The sequence below is a fragment of the Actinoplanes sp. NPDC049548 genome (genome assembly GCF_040676695.1).
Lineage (GTDB): Bacteria > Actinomycetota > Actinomycetes > Mycobacteriales > Micromonosporaceae > Actinoplanes.
In genome coordinates this window covers 1-23,215 of sequence record NZ_JBFAPM010000016.1, presented here as the reverse complement: position 1 = coordinate 23,215, position 23,215 = coordinate 1, and the positions used below count along the sequence as shown (strand labels likewise).

Here is a 23,215-nt window from a genome sequence, read left to right as displayed (position 1 = left end):
CTCGGCGGGCCCCTGTTCGAGTGTGCAAAATCCGCAGCTGGACAGCCCGAGGTGTGCGATCAGCGCCTTGTCGAGCCGCCCGGCCGTGCGCTGCAATGGCGCCACCGGCCGGCGGATCGTCGTCGCCGTTCGCGGCCGTGACGAGCCGCCGTTGCAGGACGACAAGGGTGACCATGGGGGAGAACAGCATGGTGGCGACGGAGGCCGGCGCCGACGAGCTGACGGCCGGGCAGCTCGGCATCTGGAGTGCACAGCACCTCGCGCCCGAGAGCCCCGCGTTCCTCATCAGCGAGTACCACGACATCCACGGCGACCTCGACCCCGCCCTGCTGGTGCGGGCGATCCGGCACACGCTGGACGAGGCGCCGGCCTACCGCCTCCGGTTCCGCGTCGTCGACGGCGAACCCCGGCAGTACGTCGGCGGTGACGGCCACGGCCAGGTTCACGTGATCGACGTCAGCGACCGGCCCGACCCGTCGGCGGCCGCCGAGGAATGGATGCGCGAGGACGCGGCCCGCCCGCTCGACCTCCTCGGTGACCCGGTGTCCGTCCACGTCGTCTTTAGCGTCGGCGACCGGCGGCACTTCTGGTACCAGCGCTTCCACCACATCGCCGTGGACGGCTACAGCGGCGCGTTGTTCGGCGCGCGGGTCGCCGCCCACTACACCGCACTGGCAGAGGGACGGGAGCCCGCGGGACCGGAGCTCGAACCGCTGTCCGTGCTGCTCGACGCCGACCGGGCGTACCGGAGATCCGAAGGCCCCGACCGGGACCGGCGCCACTGGCTGGACCACCTCGCCGGCGCGCCGGAGCCGCGCCGGACCGGACGGCCGGCACCACGCTGGAGCCTCACCCGGCCGGCCCGGCACTCCTGGACCGTCGAACCCGGCATCGCCGCCGCCCTGCGCGACGTCGCCGCCCGCAGCGGCACCAGCCTGGCGGGTCTCGTCATCGCGGCGGCAGCGGCCTATCAGCACCGCCTCACCGGCGCGCAGGACCTCGTCGTCGGCGTTCCCGTCCTGGGCCGCACCGGGATGCGGGAACTGCGAGCTGTCGGCGAGACCACCAACCTGATGCCGGTGCGCCTCGCCGTGCGTCCGGGCACCTCCGTCGCCGAGCTGGCCACGCAGACCGTCCGGACGGTACGCACCGGCCTGCCGCACCAGCGCTACCGCTACGAGCAGCTGCTCCGCGACCTGAAGCTGTCCGACAGCCGGCCGCTGTACGCCGTGAAGGCCAACGTCATGATGTTCGACTACTCCGCCCGGTTCGGCGACTGTGTCTCCGTCGTCCGGAGCCTGACCGGCGGTCCCGTCGACGACATCGGCATCGACGTCTACGACCGCACCGGCGCGGGCGCCCTGCAGATCGACGTCGACGTGAACCTCGACCTGCACGACGCCACCGACGCCGAGGAGATCTCCCGGCGGTTCCTGCGCGTGCTGGAGGCGGTCGCCGCCGCCCCCGGCGACCCCGTCGACCGGATCGGCCTGCTCGACGCCGGGGAGCGCCGCCGGGTCCTGGCCGACTGGAACGACACCACCGCCGAGACGGCCGCCGGCAGCATCGTGGATCTGGTCGAGCGGCAGGTGGCGGCCGCGCCGGACGCCGTGGCGCTGATCGCGGACGGTGTATCGCTGACCTACGCGGAGGTGGACGAACGCGCGAACCGGCTGGCGTGGCATCTGCGCGGCCTCGGCGTGGGCGCGGAGTCGCTGGTGGCGGTCGCGATGCCGCGCGGTGCCGAGCTGGTGCTGGCGGTGCTCGGCGTCCTGAAGGCCGGCGCGGCGTACCTGCCGATCGACGTCACCCTGCCCGCCGAGCGGGTCGAGTTCATGATCGCCGACAGCAGGGCGATCGTGGTCCTGGGCACCGGCGACGTGCTGGACGGCCTGCCGTTGCGCGGCGTCCTCGCGGTGGACGCCGCCGAGGCGCAGGGCCCGGCGCACGCCCCGGACGTGACCGTCCATCCGGACCAGGTCGCCTACGTCATCTACACGTCAGGCTCGACCGGGACGCCCAAGGGCGTGGCGGTCACCCATCGGGGCGCGGCGAACCTGGCGGCGGCCCAGGCGCAACGCCTGGCGGTCGGCCCCGGCGACCGGGTCCTGCAGTTCGCTTCGGCCGGCTTCGACGCGGCCGTGTGGGAGCTGCTGATGGCGTGGGGCTCCGGCGCCGCGCTCGTCGTCACCGCGCCCGGCCGCCTGCTCGCCGGCGACGCCCTCGTCGAGATAGTGCGGCGGTTCGAGGTCTCGCATGCCACGCTGCCGCCCGCGGTGCTCTCGGCGCTGGACCCGGGCTCGCTCGAACCCGTACGCACGCTGGTGTCGGCGGGCGAGGCCATGGACCGGGAGCTGGTGTCCCGCTGGTCGGCGGGGCGGTCGCTGATCAACGCGTACGGGCCCACCGAGACGACCGTCTGCGCCACGATGTCGGCGCCGCTGGCCGGCGGCGACGAGCCGGCGATCGGCGGACCCCTGCTGAACACCCGCGCGTTCGTGCTCGACGACACGTTGTCCCCGGTCCCGCCCCAGGTGGCCGGCGAACTGTACGTGGCCGGCGTCCAGCTGGCGCGGGGCTACGTGGGCCGGCCGGGCCTCACGGCCGAGCGGTTCGTGGCCAGCCCGTACGGCGCCGGCGAGCGGATGTACCGCACGGGCGACGTCGTCCGGTGGACCGCAGACGGGCAGCTGATGTTCTCCAGCCGGGTCGACGACCAGGTGAAGGTCCGGGGCTTCCGGATCGAGCCGGGCGAGGTCGAAGCCGTGCTGGCCGCGCATCCGGCGGTGGCGCAGGCGGTGGTGGTCGCGCGGAACGACCGGCTGGTGGCCTACGTCGTGCCCGCCGAGGACGAGCTGCCGGCCGACCGGATCCGCGAGTACGCCGCCCAGCGCCTGCCCGAGTACATGGTCCCGAGCGCCGTCGTGCCCCTGACCGCCCTGCCGCTGACGGCCAACGGCAAGCTCGACCGCAAGGCTCTGCCCGCGCCGGAGTCGGCGTCCCGTGCGGGCCGGGGCCCGGCCACGGTCCAGGAGGAGCTGCTGTGTGACGCCTTCGCCGGCGTCCTGGGTCTCGACACGGTCGGGGTCGACGACAGCTTCTTCGACCTCGGCGGGCACTCGCTGCTCGCGGCGCGGCTGGTGGCGCGGATCCGGGCCACGCTCGGTACGGACGTCGAGATCCGGACGTTGTTCGAGGCGCCCACCGTGGCCGCCCTCGCCGCCCGCCTGGCGGACACCGGCGCCGGACGCACCCGGCCGGCCCTGCGGGCGGTGCCGCGGCCCGAACGCGTACCGCTGTCCTTCGCCCAGCGCCGCCTGTGGTTCCTCGGGCAGCTGGAAGGCCCCAACCCCACCTACAACATGCCCATGATCCTGCGGCTGGACGAGGACCCGGACACGGGCGCGCTGGAAGCGGCGTTGCGCGACGTGATCGGCCGGCATGAGCCGCTGCGGACCGTGTTCGCGGTCGCCGACGGCGAGCCGTACCAGCGGATCCTGGACCCGGCCGAGCTGGAGTGGGGCCTCGAGGTCGTCGACGTCGCGGCCGGCGGGCTGACGGACGCCGTGGCCCGCACCTCGCGGCACGCGTTCGACCTGGCGACCGACATACCGGTCCGCGCCTGGCTGTTCCGCGGGGAGGCGGGCGAGCGCGTGCTCGTCCTGCAGCTGCACCACATCGCCAGCGACGGCTGGTCGACCGGGCCGCTCGACCGGGACCTGGCCCAGGCGTACGAGGCGCGCAAGCGAGGTGCCGCGCCCGAATGGACCCCGCTGCCGGTGCAGTACGCCGACTACGCCATCTGGCAACGGGAGCTGCTGGGGGAGGAGTCCGACCCGGACAGCCTGCTGTCCCGGCAGGTGGCGTACTGGCGGCGCACCCTGGACGGTGCGCCGGAGGAGCTGCAGCTGCCCACGGACCGGCCGCGTCCCTTCGCCGCCAGCCACCGCGGCCACAGCGCGACCTGGCGGGTCCCCGCCGACGTGCACCGCCGGATCGCGAAGCTCGCCCGCGCGGAGGGCGTGACCACCTTCATGGTGCTGCAGGCGGCGCTCACGGTGATGCTGTCGCGGCTCGGCGCCGGCAGCGACATCCCGATCGGCTCGCCGACCGCCGGCCGCACCGACGAGGCGCTGGACGACCTGGTCGGTTGCTTCCTCAACACCCTGGTCATCCGTACGGACCTGGCGGGCGACCCGGAGTTCCGGCAGGTGCTCGCCCGGGTCCGGGAGGCGGGCCTGGGCGCCATGGCCCACCAGGACGTCCCGTTCGAGCGGCTGGTGGAGGAGCTCGCCCCGGCGCGGTCGCTGGCCCGGCACCCCCTCGTCCAGGTCGTCATGACCGACACCGGGCATGCCGCGCGGTCCGGCTCCGGCGCCTACTCCGAGCTGGACAGCGTCGCGCTGACCCCGGCGAAGTTCGACCTGTGGGTCCCGATCGCCGAGGCGTTCGACGACAACGGTGGGCCGGCCGGGATCGACGGCCTGGTGACGGTCGCCGCGGACCTGTTCGACGCCGCGACGGCAGAGCGGGTGGCGGGCTGGCTCATGCGGGTGCTGGAGGTGGCGACCGCGGACCCGGGCGTACGGCTGGGCGACGTGCAGCTGGTGGACGCGGCGGAGCGGGAGCTGATCCTGCGGGGCTGGAACGCCACGGCCTCCGCGGAACCGGCGCCCGGTGTGCTCGAGTCGTTCGCCGCCCGGGTGGCCGCGGATCCCGGCGCGGTGGCGATCGTGGCGGGCGGCGCCACGGTGACGTACGCGCAGCTGGACGCGCAGGCGAACCGGCTGGCCCGCTACCTCGCCGGCTGCGGTGTGGGGCGGGAGTCGGTGGTCGGCCTCTGCCTGCCCCGCGGCGAGCAGATGCTCCCGGCGATCCTGGGCGTGTGGAAGGCCGGGGCGGCCTACCTGCCGGTCGACGGGAAGCTGCCGGTCGAGCGGATCGCGTTCCTGCTGGCGGACAGCCGGGCGTCGGTGCTCGTGGGCGCCCAGGACGTGCTGGACGGTCTGCCCGCCGGCCGGGTACGGACGATCGCGACCGACGACCCCTCGGTCCTGGCTTGTTCCGGTGCACCGATGCCGGTTCCCGCGGCCGCGGCGGGACAGTCGGCGTACGTCATCTACACGTCCGGCTCCACCGGCCTGCCCAAGGGCGTCGCCGTGACGCACGGAGCGCTGGCCAACTACGTCGCGTCGGTGTCCGAGCGGCTCGGCTGGACGCGGCCGGGCATGCGGTACGCGTTGCTGCAACCGCAGGTCACCGACCTCGGGAACACCGTGGTGTTCACCGCCCTGGCCGGCGGCGGCGAGATCCACGTCCTGGACCCCGACGCGGTCGTCGACGCCGAGGCCGTCGGCGGCTACCTGCGGCGCGAGCGCATCGACGCGTTGAAGCTCGTCCCCTCGCACGCGATGGCCATCGGCGCCGACCGGCTGAGCCCCGCCCATTCGCTGGTCCTCGGCGGCGAGGCGGCCCCGGCGGAGTGGGTCGAGGAACTGGTGGCCCGGGGATGCCGCGTGTTCAACCACTACGGCCCGACCGAGACGACGGTCGGCGTGGCGGCCACCGAGATCTCGGCGCCGACCGCGGGCGTGGTCCCGGTGGGCAGGCCCCTGGCCAACACCTCGCTGTACGTCCTCGACGCGGGTCTTGCCCCGGTTCCGCCCGGCGTGGTCGGCGAGCTCTACGTGGCCGGTGCCCAAGTGGCGCGCGGCTACGTGCGCCAGCCGGCGCTGACCGGTCAGCGGTTCGTGGCGTGCCCTTACCGGGCCGGGGAACGGATGTACCGCACCGGCGACCTGGCGAAGTGGACCCTCGACGGGCAGGTCGTGTTCGCCGGGCGGGCGGACGACCAGGTAAAGGTCCGCGGGTACCGGATCGAACCCGGTGAGGTCGAAGCCGTCCTCACCGGACATCCCGCGGTGGCTCAGGCGGCGGTGATCGCCCGCGACGACCGGCTGGTCGCCTATGTCGTGCCCGACGACGACGTCGCGGCCGATGCCATCCGCGGCTACGCCGCCCAGCGGCTGCCCGACTACATGGTGCCCGCCGCGGTCGTCGCCCTGCCGGCGCTGCCGCTGACGAGCAACGGCAAGTTGGACCGCAAGGCCCTGCCCGCTCCGGACTACGCCGGCGGGGGCCACGCGACCGGGCGGCCGCCCAGCACCGTCGAGCAGTCCCTGCTGTGCGACGCCTTCGCCCAGATCCTCGGGCTCGGCACGGTCGGCATCGACGACAACTTCTTCGACCTCGGCGGGCACTCCCTGCTCGCCGTGCGCCTCGTCTCGCGCATCCGCGCCACCCTCGGCGTCGACATCGAGATCCGTACCGTCTTCGAGGCCCCGACCGTCGCCGAGCTGGCGACGCGGCTCGCCACGGCGGGCACGCGCCGGGCGCCGATCTCGGCGGGCGAGCGGCCCGGGCGGATCCCCCTGTCGTACGCCCAGCGCCGGCTGTGGTTCCTCGCCCAGCTGGAGGGCCCGAGCGCCACCTACAACAACCCCTTCACCCTGCGGCTGTCGGGTGCCGTGGACCTCGCGGCGCTGGAGGCCGCGTGGGCCGACGTGCTGGGCAGACACGAGTCCCTGCGGACGGTGTTCCCGGCGGTCGAGGGCGAGCCGTACCAGCGGATCCTGGACCCGGCCGACGTGGGCCGCCGGTTCGAGGTGGTCGACGTGGCCGCCGCCGAGGTGCCGGCCAGGGTCGCCGAGGTGGCGCGGTACGCCTTCGACCTCGCCGGCGAGCCGCCCGTGCGGGCCTGGCTGCTGCGGGTCGCGCCGGACGAGTGCGTCCTGGTGCTGGTGCTGCACCACATCGCGACGGACGGCTGGTCGATGGGCCCGCTGGGCCGGGACCTGTCGGCGGCGTACGCGGCCCGTACCCAGGGCGAAGCTCCGGCGTGGGAGCCGTTGCCGGTGCAGTACGCCGACTACGCGATCTGGCAGCGCGAGCTGCTGGGCGCGGACGACGACCCGGACAGCCTGCTCGCCCATCAGGTGGCGTACTGGCGGGAGGCGCTGGCCGGCGCTCCCGAGGAGCTGGCGTTGCCGGCCGACCGGCCGCGCCCGGCGCAGGCGAGCCACCGGGGCCGGCAGGCGCCGGTGGAGGTGCCCGGCGAGGTGCATCAGCGGCTCGTGGAGCTGGCCCGCGCCGAGGGCGCCACCGTGTTCATGGTCGTGCAGGCCGCGCTGGCCGTCACCCTGTCGCGGCTCGGGGCGGGACCCGACATCCCGATCGGGTCCGCCGTGGCCGGCCGCCTGGACGAGGCGCTCAACGAGGTCGTCGGCTTCTTCGCCAACACGCTCGTCGTCCGGACCGACCTGGCGGGGGATCCGGACTTCCGGCAGGTGCTGGCCCGCGTACGGGAGTCCACGCTGGGCGCGCTCGCGAACCAGGACGTGCCGTTCGAGCGCCTCGTCGAGGACCTGGCGCCGGCCCGGTCCCTGGCGCGGCACCCGCTGTTCCAGGTGACCCTGACCCTGCAGGACAACGAGCGCGCGAACGTGGAGCTGCCGGGCGTACGCGTGGCGGTCGCGGGCGCCGTCGAGGCCGCCGGCGACGAGACCGTGGCGCGTTTCGACCTGGAGCTGGCGCTCGCCGAGGTGCTCGACGAGCAGGGCCGGCCCACGGGACTGCGGGGCTTCCTGGTGGCCGCCGCGGACCTGTTCGAGGCACCTTCGGTACGGGCACTCGCGGACCGGTTCGTGCGGGTCCTGCGGACGGTGGTCGAGCAGCCCGGACTGCGGGTGGGCGCGGTGCCGGTGCTCGACGCCGCCGAGCGCGAGGAGATCCTGACCGGGTGGAACGGGACCGCACCCGAGGCCTCCGACCTGAATGTCGTGGCGCTGTTCGAGCGTCAGGTGGCGATGGCTCCGGACGCGGTGGCGGTGGTGGCCGGCGAGGTGTCGCTGACCTACGGGGAGCTGGACCGGCGGGCGAACCGGCTGGCGCGGCATCTGCGGGGGCTGGGTGCGGGCGCCGGGTCCTTCGTGGGCGTGGTGATGGAGCGGGGCGCGGACGTGGTCGTGGCCCTGCTCGCGGTGCTGAAGGCCGGCGCCGCCTACGTGCCGGTCGACCCGCGGACCCCCGCCCAGCGGGTCGCCGTGGTGCTGTCCGACGCCGCGGTCGCGGCGGTGCTGACCTCCACCTCCTGCGCGTCGCTGCTTCCGGACTCGGTTCCGGCTGTGGTCCTCGACGATCCGGGTACGGCCGAGACGCTCGCGCCGTTGTGGGACGCACCGTTGTCGACCGGGGTGTCTCCGGAGCAACCCGCCTACGTCATCTACACGTCGGGTTCCACCGGTACGCCCAAGGGCGTGATCGTGACCCACCGCAACGTGGTGGCGCTGTTCGGGGCGTTCGACCTGGGTGCGGGGGAGGTGTGGTCCTGCTTCCACTCGTTCGCGTTCGACTTCTCGGTCTGGGAGTTGTGGGGTGCGCTGCTGCACGGTGCTCGGGTGGTGGTGGTGCCGTTCGAGGTGTCGCGCAGCCCGCAGGAGTTCGCGGCGTTGTTGGCGCGTGAGCGGGTGACGGTGCTGAGCCAGACGCCGTCGGCGTTCTACCAGCTGCCGTCGTTGCCGGCATCGGTGCGGTTGGTCGTGTTCGGTGGTGAGGCGTTGGAGCCCTCCCGCGTCTCAGGCCGGCTGTCCGAGGGTGGTCCGCGTCTGGTGAACATGTACGGGATCACCGAGACGACGGTGCATTCGACGCAGTGGCAGCTCACCGGTGGTGAGGTGGGCAGTGTGGTGGGTCGTGGCCTGCCGGGCACGCGGATGCTGGTACTCGATGACCGGTTGCAGCCGGTGCCGGCGGGTGTGGCCGGTGACGTGTATGTGGCTGGTGCTCAAGTGTCGCGCGGGTATCTGGGCCGTCCGGGGTTGACGGGTCAGCGGTTCGTGGCGTGCCCCTATGGCAGCGGTGAGCGGATGTATCGCTCCGGGGATCTGGCGAAGTGGACGGCTGAGGGGCAGTTGGTGTTCCTGGGCCGGGCGGATGACCAGGTGAAGATCAGGGGCTTCCGGATCGAGCCGGGTGAGATCGAGGCGGTGCTCATCGCACACCCGGCCGTCGCTCAGGCGGCGGTGATCGCCCGCGACGACCGGCTCGTGGCCTACGTGGTCCCGGCCGACGAGACAGTGCCGGACCTGCGCGAATGGGCCCGCAAGTCGCTGCCGGAGTACATGGTGCCTGCCGCCGTGGTCGTCCTGCCGGTGCTGCCGCTGACGGTCAACGGCAAGCTCGACCGCAAGGCCCTGCCCGCACCGGACCACGCCCGCACCGGCTCGGCACCCGGGCGAGCGCCGAGCACCCCCGAGCAATCCGTGCTGTGTGAGGCGTTCGCGCACGTCCTCGAGCTCGACACCGTCAGCATCGACGACAACTTCTTCCACCTCGGCGGGCACTCGCTGCTCGTCGTCCGCCTCGTCGCGCGCATCCGCGCCGCCCTCGGAATCGACCTCGAGATCCGCACCCTCTTCGACCACCCCACGCCGGCGCAGCTCGCCGGCGAGCTGCACACGCGGCGATCCGACCGGCCGGTCCTGCGCCCCATGCCCAGAACCTGACGAACGACCCGCTACGGAGGACACGCATGGCCTACGACCTCGAGGACGTCCCGGACCTGGTCACCATGATGCGCCAGCACGCCGCCACGCGGCCGCGGTCCGAGGCACTGATCTTCCTCGCCGATCCGGACGACCCCCTCGAGGGCGCGGTCACCTGCACCTACGAGGAACTGGACCGGCAGGCCCGCGCCTGCGCCGCCTGGCTGCAGGAGCGGCTGCCACCCGGGTCCCGGGTGCTGCTGCTGCACCCCAACAGCATCGAGTTCGTCACGGCCTTCTTCGGCTGCCTGTACGCGGGCATGATCGCCGTGCCCGCACCGCAGCCCGGGCGCTACCGGCATCAGCGCAACCGCATCGCCACCGTGGCCGGCAGCGCCGGCGCGGCCGCGGTGCTCACCGATGCCGAGACCCTCACGGAGGTGCGGGAGTGGGCGGACGACACCGGCCTGGCCGACGTCATCGTCGACGCGAACGGCACCGCGGGCTTCGGCGACCCCGGCGCGTGGCGGCCGGTGCCGCTGAGCCGTGCCACGACAGCCCTGCTGCAGTACACCTCCGGCTCCACCGGCGATCCCAAGGGTGTCATCGTCCGGCACGGCAACATGCTCCACAACGTGCACTCGATGACGACCGAGATCGGCTGGTCCGCCGCCGTGCGCGTCGGCGGGTGGATCCCGCTCTACCACGACATGGGGCTCGTCGGCATGCTGATGTCCGCGGTCCTGCGCGGCGGCACCACCGTCCTCATGACACCGAGCGCCTTCATCCGCAGCCCGATCCGCTGGCTGCGCGCGATCGACCGGTACGGCATCAACGTGTCGTTCGCCCCCAACTTCGCCTACGACCTGTGCGTCAACCGGATCGACGACGCCGACGCCGCGAGCCTGGACCTGTCCCGCTGGCACATCGCGATCAACGCCTCCGAGCCGGTGGACCGCGCGGTGCTCGACCGCTTCGGCGAGAAGTTCGCCGCGGCCGGGTTCCGCCCGGAGGCGCTCGCCCCGGGCTACGGCCTGGCGGAGGCCACCGTGTACGTCACCTGCCGCACCGGCCGTCGCCCGGTGGTCCGCCGGCTCGATCCCGCCCGGCTGGCCGAGGGCGTGTTCGCCGAGGGCGGCGTGGGCGAGACCCGGGACGTCGTCAGCTGCGGCTCCCCGACGCCGGCCTGCGACATCCGGGTGGTCGATCCGGCCACCCGCGAGGTGCTGCCCGACGGGCGCCTGGGCGAGATCTGGCTGCGGGGCGGCAGCGTCTGCGACGGCTACTGGGAGCGCGACGACCTGGCCCACATGTTCCACGCCGCGACGGCCGGTGGTGAGGCCGGCTTTCTGCGTACCGGCGACCTCGGCGCGATCTACGAGGGCGAGCTGTACGTCCACGGCCGCCTGACCGACATGTTCATCGTCCGCGGCCGCAACCTCTACCCGCACGACGTGGAGCAGGAGCTGCGGATCACCCACCCCGAGCTGGGCCGTGCCGGGGCCGTGTTCGCGGTGCCGGGCGGGGACACCGCGCTCGCCACACAGGCCGTCGTGGTGACCCACGAGGTGGGCAAGGTGCCGCCGGAGCGGCTGCCCTCCCTCGCCACCGAGCTGCGGCTGACCGTCAGCCGGGAGTTCGGAGTCCCGGTCGCCGCCGTGGCGCTGCTGCGCCCCGGCACGGTGCAGCGGACCACGAGCGGCAAGGTGCAGCGCGCCGCCATGTCCGAGCTGTACCGCACCGGCCGCCTCAAGACGCTCTACCAGGACCCGTCCGCAGCGGACCGGTCACCGTCGATGGCGTGACCGCCAGCAAAGGAGTGCCATGTCCCTGCCCGGAACCAACACCGCCCGCACCGACCTGTGCGAGTGGCTGTGCGTGCAGCTCGCCAAGGAGCTGCGGCTGCCGCCGGCCACGATCGACCCGGACGAACCGATGGTGACCTATGGCCTCGACTCGCTGACTGCGGCCGCGATCCTCGCGGTGGTCGAGCAGCACGTCGGCTTCAAGGTCGACCCCAACGCCCTTTGGGACCACCCGACCGCGGCCGCGTTCGCCGGCTTCCTGGCCGCGGGGCCCGCCGCCGACTGACAAAAAGGCATCAGAAAGGGACCGCCCGGCCGGGCGGTCCCTTTCTCGATCGCCGCGTCAGCCGACCGGCTCCTCCTCCTGCTCCGCGAACTGGGTGCGATACAGGCGCGCGTAGCGACCGTCCGCGGTGAGCAGCTCCTCGTGGGTGCCGCGTTCACGGATCTGCCCCTGTTCGACGAAGAGGATCTGGTCGGCCTTGCGGATCGTCGAGAGCCGGTGCGCGATGACCAGCGAGGTACGCCCGGCGAGCGCGGTGACCAGGGCCCGCTGGATCGCCACCTCCGACGCCGAGTCGAGATGTGCGGTGGCCTCGTCCAGCACGACGATCGGCGGTGACTTGAGCAGCAGCCGGGCCAGGGCGATGCGCTGCTTCTCACCGCCGGAGAGCCGGTAGCCGCGGTCGCCCACGACGGTGTCCAGGCCGTCCGGCAGCGCCGACACCGTGCTCCAGATCTGTGCCGCCTCGCACGCCTCGACCAGGTCGTGCTCCGTGGCGTCGGGGCGGGCGTACAGCAGGTTGGCGCGCAGCGTGTCGTGGAACAGGTGGGCGTCCTGGGTGACCACGCCGACGTGGCTCGACAGGGAGGACAGCGTCAGGTCCCGGACGTCCTCGCCGTCGATGCGGACCGCGCCCGACACGACGTCGTAGAGCCGGGGGACCAGGTGGGTGATGGTCGTCTTGCCGGCGCCGGACGGTCCCACCAGGGCGGTCAGCTTGCCCGCCGGTACGCGGAAGCTGAGGTCGCGGAGGATCCATTCGTCGCTGCCGCGTTCCGCCGGGCCCAGCCGGGCGAGCTGGAGCGAGGGGATCGAGACGTCGCCGGCCCGCGGATAGCGGAAGGACACCTGGTCGAACTCGATCTCGGGCGCGGTGGCCCCGCCGGCGTAGCTGCCGTTCAGCGACCGTGCCTCGGGGCGCTCCGCGACGGAGGGTTCGAGGTCCAGCACCTCGAAGACCCGGTCGAAGCTGACCAGCGCGGTCACGAAGTTGAGGTGCAGGCTCGACAGCTGGTTGACCGGGCCGTACAGCCGCGCCAGCAGGGTCGCCATGGCCACGAGCGTCCCGAGCTCCAGCTCGCCCCGGACGACCAGGGCGCCGCCGAAGCCGTAGACCACGGCGTTGGTGAAGGAGGTGAGCAGCGTGACGATGATGCCCATCAGGGCGCCGATGGAGGCGGCCCGGATGGCCATGTCGCGGACCTTGCCGGCCCGGCTGGAGAACTCGGCGGACTCCTGCTGCGGCTGTCCGTAGAGCTTGGTGAGCAGCGCCCCGGCCACGTTGAAGCGCTCGTTCATCATCGTGCCCATCTCGGCGTCGAGGTGCATGCGGCGCCGGGCGAGCCGCTGCAGCACCCGGCCGATGAGCTTGGCCGGCAGCAGGAAGAGCGGGATCATGACCAGCGCGACGACGGTGATCTGCCAGGACAGGTAGAACATCGTGGCCAGGGTGAAGATGATCTTCAGAATCGTGTCGGTGCTCTGCGACAGCAGCGTGGTCGTCGCCTGCTGGGCGCCCACGACGTCGTTGTTCAGCCGGCTGACCAGCGCACCGGTCTGGGACCGGGCGAAGAACGCGACGGGCTGGCGCTGGATGTGGTCGAACACCCTGGTCCGCAGGTCGTAGACCACACCCTGTCCGATGCGGGCCGAGACCCAGGCCTGCGCGTAGCTGGCCCCCGCGTCCAGCACCGCCAGCGCGGCGATGAGCAGAGCGAGCCGCACCACCACCGGCGTGTGGCCGCCCTGGATGCCGTCGTCGATGATCGCCTTGAGGATCAGCGGGTTGGCCGACGTGACGCCGGCCGTGGCGAGGGTCAGGACCAGCAGGAGGAACAACGACTTCCGGTGTCGCAGGGCGTACGGCACGACGCGCCGTACGGTGCCGGGTCTGATCTTCTGGTCGGCCGGTGGGGGCGGGCCCGGACGCATCCCGCCCGGAGGCCCCGGCCGGGGGCCACCCATCATCGCCACAATTGTCCTCGCTCTCGCAGTCAGAACTTGTCGAAGAACTCGACGATCGCCGCGTTGACCAGGTCCGGCTCCTCGAGGTGCCCGAGGTGGCCGCAGCCGGGAATCTCCACCAGGTCGCCGTTCGGGATGGCGTCCGCCACCTCGGCGGCCAGATGGGGCGGGGCGATGACGTCGTCGCCGAAGGCGATCACCCGGCACGGCGCGGTGATCTCGCGCAGCCGCCGGCGGGTGTCCGCGTCGGTGTCGATCCACACCTGCCCGGACGGCCCGTCGCCGTCCGCGCTGAGCTCGAAGAGCTCGAGCCAGTTCCCCATCGCCGCGTCGTCGTTCAGGGTCCGGGGGGACAGCATCTGCAGCACCTGGTTGACGGCCTCGTACCGGGCCGGGAGGCGGATGCCGCTCTCCAGCAGGGCCCGGTCGGCCAGGGTCTGGGCCCGGCGCAGGGTGTCCGAGCGGGCCCGGGTCGCCATGAGGACCGCCGACCGCACCAGGTGCGGCGCGGTGACGGCCAGCTCCTGGGCGATCATCGCGCCCAGCGAGGTGCCGAGGATGCGGCAGGGCGCCAGGTCCAGCGCCTCGATGAGGCCTCTGGTGTCGGCGACCAGGTCGTCGAGCGCGTACCGGCCGGCGGGCGCGTCCGACGGGCCGATGCCCCGGTTGTTGAAGATGACGGTCCGGTAGCCGGCCTGACGCAGCGCGGGCGCCTGGTGCATGTCCCAGACGTGGCCGGCGGCTCCCGACCCCTGGATGAGCAGCACGGGCTCGCCCTGCCCCGCCTGCTGGTACCAGAGTCGAATTCCATTGCTGTGCACATAAGACATGAATCGCCGCTCCTGTGAATACGGTGGCCCTACTATCGCATCGCGAGCGACTGTTTCATCGGCGCAGTTGTACGCGTACGCATCCTTGCTCCGGCGGTCACAGACAGGTCATAGTTGTCGCGGCCCTGCGTCATCCGGGCCAGCCCTTGTTACCGAAAGATTGGAAGGGTCCGGTGCCGAACCCGTTCGAAGATCCCGATGCGAGCTATCTGGTTCTGGTGAACGACGAGGGGCAGCATTCGCTGTGGCCCGTCTTCATCGACGTGCCGGAGGGCTGGTCGACCGTGTTCGGGGAGGCGTCGCGCGACGACTGCCTCGAATACATCGAGAAGTCCTGGACCGATCTGCGACCCAAGAGCCTCATCGAGGCGATGAAGGGATAGCGGATCCGCGTGAGGCCGGCGACCCGTGGGTCGCCGGCCCTTTTTTGTGTGTGCCTGAAAATGGCGCGAACCACTGCCGGCGCGCCTCGCACGCCGGCAGTGGTCGGCTATTTCACTGTCGCGAAGTCACCAGGTCCATTCGTTCTTGTTGAACAGGTGCCCGGCCGTGACGCCGTGATTGCCGCACCAGCCGAGGAATTCCTCGATCTGCTTCATCTGGTACGTGTCGGGGTTGTACGACGTGGCCATGACGTGGCCCTGCCAGCTCTCCTCGCCCATGGCGTAGATGTACGCCTCGTCCGAGCCGAGCTCCATCATGATCGCGGCGGCCTGCGCGGCGTTGGAGCCGGACAGCTTCCGCGAGTCGCTCATCTTCTTGGTCACGGGCCGGGTGAGCAGTCCCTGGTAGAGCCAGGTGAGCGGGGCGCCGTCGCACTCCATGCCGAGGAACGCCATGTCGACGTCGCCGAGGTGGCTGCGCATGTAGCGGTAGAGCGCCGGGTCGATGCCGGAGGAGTCGGCGCCCACGAAGACGGAGGCGCCGGCGACCTGGACGAAGTAGGTGGACTTCGCGCGGATGTCGAGGTCCGAGTGCTCGCCGAGGAAGGGCGTGGCGACGACGCGGCCACCGCCGGGCAGCGGGACCTCGTCGAAGTCGTTGACCTCGATCACGTTGAAGCCGATGGCCTTGAGGTACAGGCCGATCGAGGGGTCGCACAGGTTCCCTCGCGACGACCGCGGCACGACCACGGCGTCGATGCGTGAGCGCAGCTGCAGCAGGGTCTCCAGGACGATGTGGTCCTGGTGGCCGTGCGTGATCAGCACGAGGTCGATGTGGTCCGGCAGGTCGTCCAGCGTGTACCGGTCGCCGTGCCGGTTGTCGGTGCTGATGAACGGGTCGACGACCACCGCGGACTCCGGCGTCTGGAAGACCAGGCACGCGTGGCCGAAGTAGCGGATCCGGCCTCCGGAGGTGATGTGCCGGTCGGCGGAGAGGCTGGGCGCGTCGGTCAGCAGCCGGCTCAGCTGAGCCGCCTGCTCGTCGTCGAGCTGCAGGGCCTCGCGCAGCCGCGCCAGGGTGGTCGGCTTGGTCCGGGCGGCGAACAGCTCGTCCAGGCCGGGGTGGTGGAAGGGGATGTCCAGGTCCAGGACTCCGGGCTGCGGCAGCCGGGGGGTGCTCAGGATGAACGGCCGCTCCACCCCGTCGTCGAGGGAGAGCTGCACCGACTGCCGGGACACGTCGTAGATCGGGCTGGTGTAGGTCAGCGGCTCGATGAAGTGCACCGAGGGCTGGTTGCTCGTGTCGTACGCGAGCTCGACGAGGCCGTTGAGCGCCGGCGGGAGCTTCGGGTAGAGCGGGGTGAGGTCGAAGCCCGTGGCGCTCTGCCGGAGCATGTCGTCGGCCTGCGCGACCGCCGCCGCGAACTCGAGCATGTCGGCCCGGTCGCGCTTGATGGTGTCGAGCAGCGCGGCGACCTCCATGCTGCGCGCCTCTTCGATGTTGACGAAGTAGCCGCCGCGCAGCGCCGGGTTCGCGCTGGCCGTCGTGTGGATCTGCGGGTCCTGCAGGTACGACTCCAGGAGCGGTACCTGCAGGTTGGCGAGGTTCATCGAGGCCTGCACCGGCGCGAAGATGTGCATCCACGCGTAGAACCGGTCGACCAGTGGCTCCACGATCGCATTGGATCGCAGGAACACCGGGTCGTCGCTGCCGCCCATGGGAAATCCCTTTCTTCTTCGAGTGCGTCGGCCGCTGGTCTCGACGATGTGCCTGCGCGGCCAGGACTTGAGGAGGACGGCGGCCCGGTGGCATCGACGCCGGACTCAGGGGCCTGTCCCGTCAGCCATGATGGCGATACGGACCGCGTTCGGCGACCGCCGTGGCGGGCGCAGTTGCACATGCGCGGTCTCGCGTGAGCCGTGCGGACGGTTCCGCCGGCCGCTTCACAGTGGACCTCGGCCGGCCCGCAGGACGAGCAACGCCAGCTGTGTGCCGTCCGGGCCGATGCCGTGCCGGAAGCGCCGCATGATCTCCTGTTCGCGATGCAGGGCGAGGCGGGTGCCGCCCGCGGCCATCCGGACGGCACCGATCTGCTGGGAGAGCCCGGCCCGCTCCTGCCACAGCCGGATGATGGTCGCGTCGATCTCCTCGATGCGGGACCGCATCAGGGCGATGTCCTCAGCGGTGAACGCGCCGGCGGCCGGTGGTTCGGAACGGCTGCCGGATGTGCCGGTCGCCCGCGTTGTCTCGGTCACTTCGTTGTCCCCACGTCGGCAGAAACTCGGTCGGGCCGATTGTGGGGGGACACCGGTGACGCGCGACATGTGCGACTGGCTCGGCGGTGCAGTCGCACACGCCGTTCGCCCGTTGCGGAATACCGCAGAAGAAGCCGGCGCGGATGATTCGCCGCATGGTCATGGACGCACGACAATCTCTGCGGTCGGGTATCGGACGCGCCGTATTTGTTCCTTACTTACTCGGTTCCCTGGCCGCCGCCGCTGTTTCGCCGGTCGTCCGCGAAGGCCGGTCGCTGTCCGGCCGATCCCGTTCGGCCGGATCTCGGCGTCTGGAGTAACATGCCCGGATAGCACGGAAAATCGAGGGTCCGGCCGTTACATTTGGGCGGAGATGGCGGGTTGTGACCGGTGCTCGATCGCCTATCCGACGCGTTTTGGTGGCCAGGCGGAGGGCGATCGTTCCCGCCGGTGAGTCCCGGGCTCCCGGTCGCCGCCCCGGCTCGCCGAATCGATCAAGGCAATTGCATAACTGCTGGTCAGGCCTTTGCCGGGCGGGTGCGAGATCCCCTTACGATCGAGTAACTAATTGCGCCGACTTTGCGTCCTGGTCACGTTCGAGTGCGCACGGGAGCCAGTCGTACGGGGGTGTCTCCGTGTGGCGGAAAGACGTACGATCGTGCCTCGTGGTCCACGCGGCTGCTGTAAAGCGCTAGTGGGCCCGTTGTCTTGGGCAAGGGACTCTGCGGGGGCAGCCTTGAAACAAGCAAGTCTGGTTGACGGTGTCCTGGAAAATGCATCGACATTTCCTGCGGTGGCAGGCCGAACCGTCGTCGCGGCGCAGCCCGGCGATCAGGAAGTCCGGTGGTTGCCGATCTCGGCGCTGCTGCCGGCCGACTCGCCGCGACAGGGCGGCGAGGACATAGAGCACATCCGGATGCTCGCCGGCATCGGCGAGCCGCTACCTCCCATCATCGTTCACCGCGCCACGATGCGAGTGATCGACGGTATGCACCGGCTTGGCGCCGCCATATTGCGCGGCGACGAGTTGATCGAAGTTCGTCTGTTCGACGGTACCGACAAGGAAGCGTTTCTGCTAGCGGTGCAAAGCAACATCGCACACGGGCTTCCGCTTTCCCTGGCCGACCGGATCCGCGCCGCCGAGCGCATCGTCACCTCCCATCCCACGTGGTCCGACCGCGCCATTGCCGCCGTCGCCGGCCTCGGCGCGCGTACCGTCGGCACCATCCGCGGCCGGCTGCAGGTGGACATGGACCCCGGCGTCGGCCGGGCCCGGACCGGCCGCGACGGCCGGGTACGGCCGCTCGACAACGCCGAGGGCAGGCTCCGCGCGTCGGCCATCATCCAGGAACGGCCGAACGCGTCGCTGCGGGAGGTCGCCCGCGAGGCCGGCATCTCGCCGTCGACGGTGCGGGACGTACGCCAGCGCGTCGCGCAGGGACAGGATCCGGTGCCTCAGAAGTGGCGCCGCGGTCATGGCCCGAAGCCGGCCGACCCCCGCCACGGCGGACTGCTCGACCGGCCGGCCCTGGCCGAGATGCTGCAGGGCCTGCAGAGCGACCCGTCGCTACGGTTCACCGAGCAGGGCCGGATCCTGCTGCGCTGGATCTACGCCCGCGCCATCCGGCAGGACGAGCGTGTGGACGTCGTGGAGAAGGTGCCACCGCACTGCTCGTACATCATGGTCAACGTCGCACGGGCCTGTGCCGACGAGTGGCTGCAGCTCGCCAACGCCCTGGAGCGACGAACGGTCGCCGACTGAGTCGGCCGCCGGCCGGAGAAGAGGTACGCCGATGCACCCGTCCGGCCACGACGGCTTGGGCCCACTCCCGGAATTCCTCCACCACCGTGCCGGCGACGTGGTTCCCGTCGTCACGCCGGCCGGCGACCCGATGAAGCTCGTCCGCGACTACGCGCTCGGCCGCAGCGTGCTCACCGACGCCAGGTTCAGCCGTGCCGCGGCCGTGCAGCCGCACGCTCCCAAGCTCGTGGGGGCGGAACCGGTGTCCGCCTCCATGATGAGCATCGACGGGGCGGAGCATGCCCGGCTGCGGCGGATCGTGGCCGGCACCTTCACGTCGGGCCGGATCGCCGCCATGGCACCGGAGATCGAGAAGCTCGTCGACGGGCACCTCGACGACATCGAGGCGGCCGGGCCCGGTGCCGACGTGATGACGTTGCTGGCCGAGCCGTTGCCGTTGACGGTCATGTGCGCGCTGATGGGGGTGCCGAGGGAGGACAGCGAGCGGTTCCAGAGCTGGGTGACCGTCCTGTTCGACATCTCCGCCAGCACGCCGCAGGACAAGGTCCGGCACCGCGTACGGCTCGCCCGCTACATGACCGAACTGGTGGGGCGCAAACGGCGGGAGCCCGGGAGGGATCTGCTCACCGCGCTGATCCAGCGGCACGACGGCGGGGAGCTGTCGATGACCGAGCTGGTGACCATGGGCCTCGCCCTGCTGATGGCGGGCTACGAGACCACGATCGGCCAGATCGGACTGTCGGTGCTGTCGCTGCTGTCGGATCCGGCCCTGCGGGAGGCTTTCCTGCAGCGGCCGGAGCCGGCGCTGGAGGAGCTGCTGCGGCTGAACCCGAGCACCCCGGCCAGTTTTCCGCGGGTGGCCACGGAAACGGTCCGGCTCGGCGAGGCGACGATCGAGGCCGGTGAGGCCGTCCTGGTGTCGCTGATCGACGCGAACCGCGACGAGCGGGTGTTCGGTCAGCCGGCCGCCCCGCAGCGGCGCCGCGCCGCGCACCTCACCTTCGGGCACGGCCCGCATCGCTGCCCGGGCGCCCCCCTGGCCCGGCTGCAGGTGCGGACCGCCGCGGAGCGCCTGCTGCGCCGCTTCCCGGCGGTGCGCCTCGCTGAATCCGAGCCCGTGGTCTGGAGGGAGGGTCTGCTCACCCGTGGACTCACCCGACTGTCCGTGCAGTGGTGAACGACCGCATATTGTCGCTCGCGCGAGAATGCCCTTTCGTCTGATTGACCACGGTGGACGGATGAACGTCGCTGAAGCTCGAGCAATATACATCCGTACTGCAGGAATGGCGGCGCCGTGACGGCCTTTGCTGGTGGCAGCCCTGCAGACATCGACAAGCGTCACTTCCTGACCCATGCCGCACGAGAAATCCTTCATTTCGGCTCTAACGCGTGAAACGGTCCCATTGCTGGATTCCGTCGTGTTCGAGCGCGCCGTATGCGCAGTCGCACACGGTGTTCGGCGTCGGCTAACTTTCGCGATCACGAGCATCGATCGATCTCTGTTGGCGGGCAGAGGATCGGCGCGTTCGCCGAGGGTTGCACGGAACCGGGGGAGAGGTGGCAGCCGTGGAACACGCGAGTCTCGTGAGGGCGGCCGGGGAGACGCCGGAGCTCGCCGCCACGACGATGTGGGCGGCGCAGGCCGCGATGACGGAAACGGAATGGGTGCCCGTCGACCTCCTGGTGTCGGCGAACTCGCCGCGGCAGGGCGGAGAGGACATCAAGCACACCCGCATGCTGGCGAGCGTCGACCAGCAGCTGCCGCCGATCATCGTGTACCGGCCGACGATGCGGGTGATCGACGGCAATCACCGCCTCGGCGCGGCGATCCTGCGCGGCGACGAGATGATCGAGGTCTGCTTCTTCGACGGTACGGAGCAGGAAGCCTTCGTGCTCGCGGTGCAGACGAACATCGCCCACGGGCTGCCGCTGTCCCTGGCGGACCGCACTCGGGCGGCACAGCGGATCATCGCGTCGCACCCGAACTGGTCGGACCGCACGATCGCGTCGGTGACCGGGCTCGGTGCCCGTACGGTCAGCAACATCCGCCGCCGCACCCCGGTGGACGCCGGCACCGAGGTCCGCGCCCGCACCGGCCGGGACGGGCGGGTGCGGCCGCTGGACAACGCCGAAGGCCGGCTTAGGGCGTCGGCCATCATCCGGCAACGACCGCAGGCGTCCCTGCGGGAGGTGGCGCGCGAGGCAGGCGTGTCGCCGTCGACGGTGCGGGACGTCCGCAAGAGGATCGAGCGCGGCGACGATCCGGTGCCCCAGGTGCGGCGCGGGCGTGGCGACGTTCCCGCGGTCAAGCCGGCCGCCGGGCCGGAGGAGGGGCCGCAGCTCGCGTCGATGCTGCAGGGACTGCGCAGCGATCCCGCCCTCCGGTTCACCGAGTCCGGCCGGACGCTGCTGCGGTGGGTCATGTCGCGGGCGATCCAGTCGGACGAACGGGTCGATGTGGCGACCCGGGTCCCTCCGCACTGCACCTACATCGTCGCCAACGTCGCCCGGGTGTGCGCCGAGGAATGGCTACGGCTCGCCGAAGAGCTCGAACAGCGGTCGGAGGCCTCGCAATAGTGCCCGTGAGTGTTCGACTGCGCACCCCGGAATGCGTTTCTCACCGTACCCTTGCCTCACCTTGAGCCGTCGCGGGAGGAAGCATGATCGAAGTATCGGCGCCGGCGCTCGCGATCGTGCGGCTCACGATTTCCCGGGTGACGAGAATCGCGCCGAGAATGACGAGGCTGGTTGCCCGCGGACCGGCCGTGGCGCGATTCGATCCCGGTCCGTTCACCGACACCTACGTGCGCATCGTCTTTCCGGCGCCGGGCTTCACCTACCCGGAACAAACCGATATGCGGCGCCTGCACGCCGACTTTCCGCCGGCGGCCCGGCCGCGCACCCGCACCTACACCGTGCGCTCGCTCGACCCGGAGGCCGGCGAGCTCACCCTCGACATCGTCGACCACGGCTTCCCGGGGCTGACCCCGTCCTGGCTCGCCGCCCTGAAACCCGGCGACCCGGTGCTGATGCAGGCCCCGCGCGGTCTGTACCGCCCCGGCTCCCACGCCGACTGGCACCTGCTCGCGGGTGACGCCGTCGCCCTGCCGGCCATCGCCCGCACGCTGGAGGAACTGCCCCCGGGCACCCGCGCGAAGGTCATCGTCGAGGTCACGGACGCCCGCGACGAACAGAACCTGCCCACGGCCGCCGACGCGGAGATCCGCTGGATCCACCGGGCCCGCGGCGAGAGCCTGGCCGAGGCCGTCCGCGGGCTGGCGTTCGACCCCGGCGTCGTGCAGGCGTTCGTGCACGGCGAGGGCGGCGCAATGCAAGACCTGCGCCGCCACCTGCTGCACGAACGAGGCGTGGCCAGAGAGCTGCTGTCCATCTCGGGATATTGGCGCCGCGGTCTCAATGACGAGCAATGGCGCCGTGTCAAGGCCGCGACAGCGCGCCGCTGAACCGTCCAACCGAGCTGCTTGACCCTTTCACGAATCCACACCTACCGTCGCCGAGTCGGATTCGGTGACGAGAAAGGAACGTGTCCGATGACTACGGAATTCGTCAAGGAACTGGTGCGCAGCAAGCGCCGCATGTGGGGATGGATGTACCGATGACGATCACTTTGGAACGTCCCGCGGAATCCGTCGTCGAGGTGGCCCTGCCCGCTATTTCGCGAATGGTGGGTGTGGGTACGGCGACGACGGGGACGTCGGTGTCGCAAGCGGAGCTGCTGGATCTGTTCGGGATCGGTGACCCGAAGGTCCGGTCGGTGTTTCTCAACAGCGCGATCGACCGGCGCAGCCTCACCCTGCCGGCAGTCGACGCCGAGGGCCGGCGCCTCCCCGAACCGCAGGGTGCGCTGCTGGACAAGCACAAGCGCCTCGCCGTCGAGATGGGTGCTCAGGCACTGCAGGTCTGCCTCAAGAACGCCGGCGCGTCCCTCTCCGACCTGCGCCACCTCTGCTGCGTGACGTCGACCGGCTTCCTCACCCCCGGCCTGAGCGCCCTGCTGATCCGCGAGCTCGGCATCGATCCGCACTGCAGCCGCTCGGACATCGTCGGCATGGGCTGCAACGCCGGCCTCAACGCCCTCAACGTCGTCGCGGGCTGGTCCGCGGCGCACCCCGGCGAGCTCGGGGTGGTGCTGTGCGCGGAGGCGTGCTCCGCGGCGTATGCGTTGGACGGGTCGATGCGCACCGCCGTGGTGAACAGTCTGTTCGGTGACGGCGCGGCCGCCCTGGCGCTGGTCAGCGACGGCCCAGGCGAGGCGCGGCCGGGTCCGCGGATTCTGAAGTTCGCCAGCCTGTTGATCACGGATGCGATCGAGGCGATGCGGTACGACTGGGACAGTGACCTGGATCGGTTCAGTTTCTTCCTGGACCC

The 23,215-nt window shown here is 71.5% G+C and carries 12 protein-coding genes and 1 pseudogene; 9 read left to right on the top strand and 4 right to left on the bottom strand.

Features of this window, described 5'->3' with window-relative positions; translation table 11 throughout:
- Nucleotides 1-188: 188 nt before the first annotated feature.
- From AB0J80_RS27360 to AB0J80_RS27350, 3 genes are read left to right on the top strand one after another with little or no spacing between them, the layout of a single operon-like run.
- Nucleotides 189-9,563 carry an amino acid adenylation domain-containing protein gene (locus tag AB0J80_RS27360; protein WP_364710295.1) on the top strand — a complete coding sequence of 3,125 codons (9,375 nt, stop codon included), beginning with the start codon at nt 189-191 and terminating at the stop codon, nt 9,561-9,563.
- Nucleotides 9,564-9,589: 26 nt separating this feature from the next.
- Nucleotides 9,590-11,347: a fatty acyl-AMP ligase gene (locus tag AB0J80_RS27355; RefSeq protein WP_364710294.1), complete on the top strand. Its 1,758-nt coding sequence runs from the start codon at nt 9,590-9,592 to the stop codon at nt 11,345-11,347.
- A 19-nt stretch (nt 11,348-11,366) separates the two neighbouring features.
- On the top strand, nt 11,367-11,633 hold the full coding sequence (locus AB0J80_RS27350; protein WP_364710291.1) for an acyl carrier protein: 267 nt from the start codon (nt 11,367-11,369) through the stop codon (nt 11,631-11,633).
- A 57-nt stretch (nt 11,634-11,690) separates the two neighbouring features.
- Here AB0J80_RS27350 and AB0J80_RS27345 read toward each other — a convergent pair whose 3' ends face one another.
- Nucleotides 11,691-13,598: an ABC transporter ATP-binding protein gene (locus AB0J80_RS27345; protein ID WP_364710289.1), complete on the bottom strand. Its 1,908-nt coding sequence runs from the start codon at nt 13,596-13,598 to the stop codon at nt 11,691-11,693.
- A gap of 26 nt (nt 13,599-13,624) precedes the next feature.
- The gene (locus AB0J80_RS27340) at nt 13,625-14,425 is read right to left on the bottom strand and encodes an alpha/beta hydrolase (protein WP_364710287.1); all 801 of its coding nucleotides are present in this window, start codon (nt 14,423-14,425) and stop codon (nt 13,625-13,627) included.
- A 173-nt stretch (nt 14,426-14,598) separates the two neighbouring features.
- Here AB0J80_RS27340 and AB0J80_RS27335 point away from each other — a divergent pair, with 173 nt between their 5' ends.
- Nucleotides 14,599-14,808, top strand: coding sequence for an MbtH family protein (locus tag AB0J80_RS27335; RefSeq protein ID WP_364710285.1), 210 nt, complete (start codon nt 14,599-14,601; stop codon nt 14,806-14,808).
- A 126-nt stretch (nt 14,809-14,934) separates the two neighbouring features.
- Here AB0J80_RS27335 and AB0J80_RS27330 read toward each other — a convergent pair whose 3' ends face one another.
- Nucleotides 14,935-16,527, bottom strand: coding sequence for an MBL fold metallo-hydrolase (locus tag AB0J80_RS27330; protein ID WP_364710283.1), 1,593 nt, complete (start codon nt 16,525-16,527; stop codon nt 14,935-14,937).
- 225 nt (nt 16,528-16,752) lie between these two features.
- Nucleotides 16,753-17,064 carry a chorismate mutase gene (locus tag AB0J80_RS27325; protein WP_364710282.1) on the bottom strand — a complete coding sequence of 104 codons (312 nt, stop codon included), beginning with the start codon at nt 17,062-17,064 and terminating at the stop codon, nt 16,753-16,755.
- Nucleotides 17,065-17,857: 793 nt separating this feature from the next.
- Here AB0J80_RS27325 and AB0J80_RS27320 point away from each other — a divergent pair.
- The 5 genes and pseudogenes from AB0J80_RS27320 to AB0J80_RS27300 form a co-directional block, all read left to right on the top strand.
- Nucleotides 17,858-18,826 carry a ParB N-terminal domain-containing protein gene (locus AB0J80_RS27320; protein ID WP_364710281.1) on the top strand — a complete coding sequence of 323 codons (969 nt, stop codon included), beginning with the start codon at nt 17,858-17,860 and terminating at the stop codon, nt 18,824-18,826.
- 97 nt (nt 18,827-18,923) lie between these two features.
- The gene (locus tag AB0J80_RS27315; RefSeq protein ID WP_364710278.1) at nt 18,924-20,003 is read left to right on the top strand and encodes a cytochrome P450; all 1,080 of its coding nucleotides are present in this window, start codon (nt 18,924-18,926) and stop codon (nt 20,001-20,003) included.
- A 389-nt stretch (nt 20,004-20,392) separates the two neighbouring features.
- Nucleotides 20,393-21,403 carry a ParB N-terminal domain-containing protein gene (locus AB0J80_RS27310; RefSeq protein ID WP_364710275.1) on the top strand — a complete coding sequence of 337 codons (1,011 nt, stop codon included), beginning with the start codon at nt 20,393-20,395 and terminating at the stop codon, nt 21,401-21,403.
- 83 nt (nt 21,404-21,486) lie between these two features.
- Nucleotides 21,487-22,290, top strand: coding sequence for a siderophore-interacting protein (locus AB0J80_RS27305; RefSeq protein ID WP_364710273.1), 804 nt, complete (start codon nt 21,487-21,489; stop codon nt 22,288-22,290).
- 152 nt (nt 22,291-22,442) lie between these two features.
- A pseudogene (locus tag AB0J80_RS27300) lies at nt 22,443-23,215 on the top strand (hypothetical protein); the annotation flags it as partial.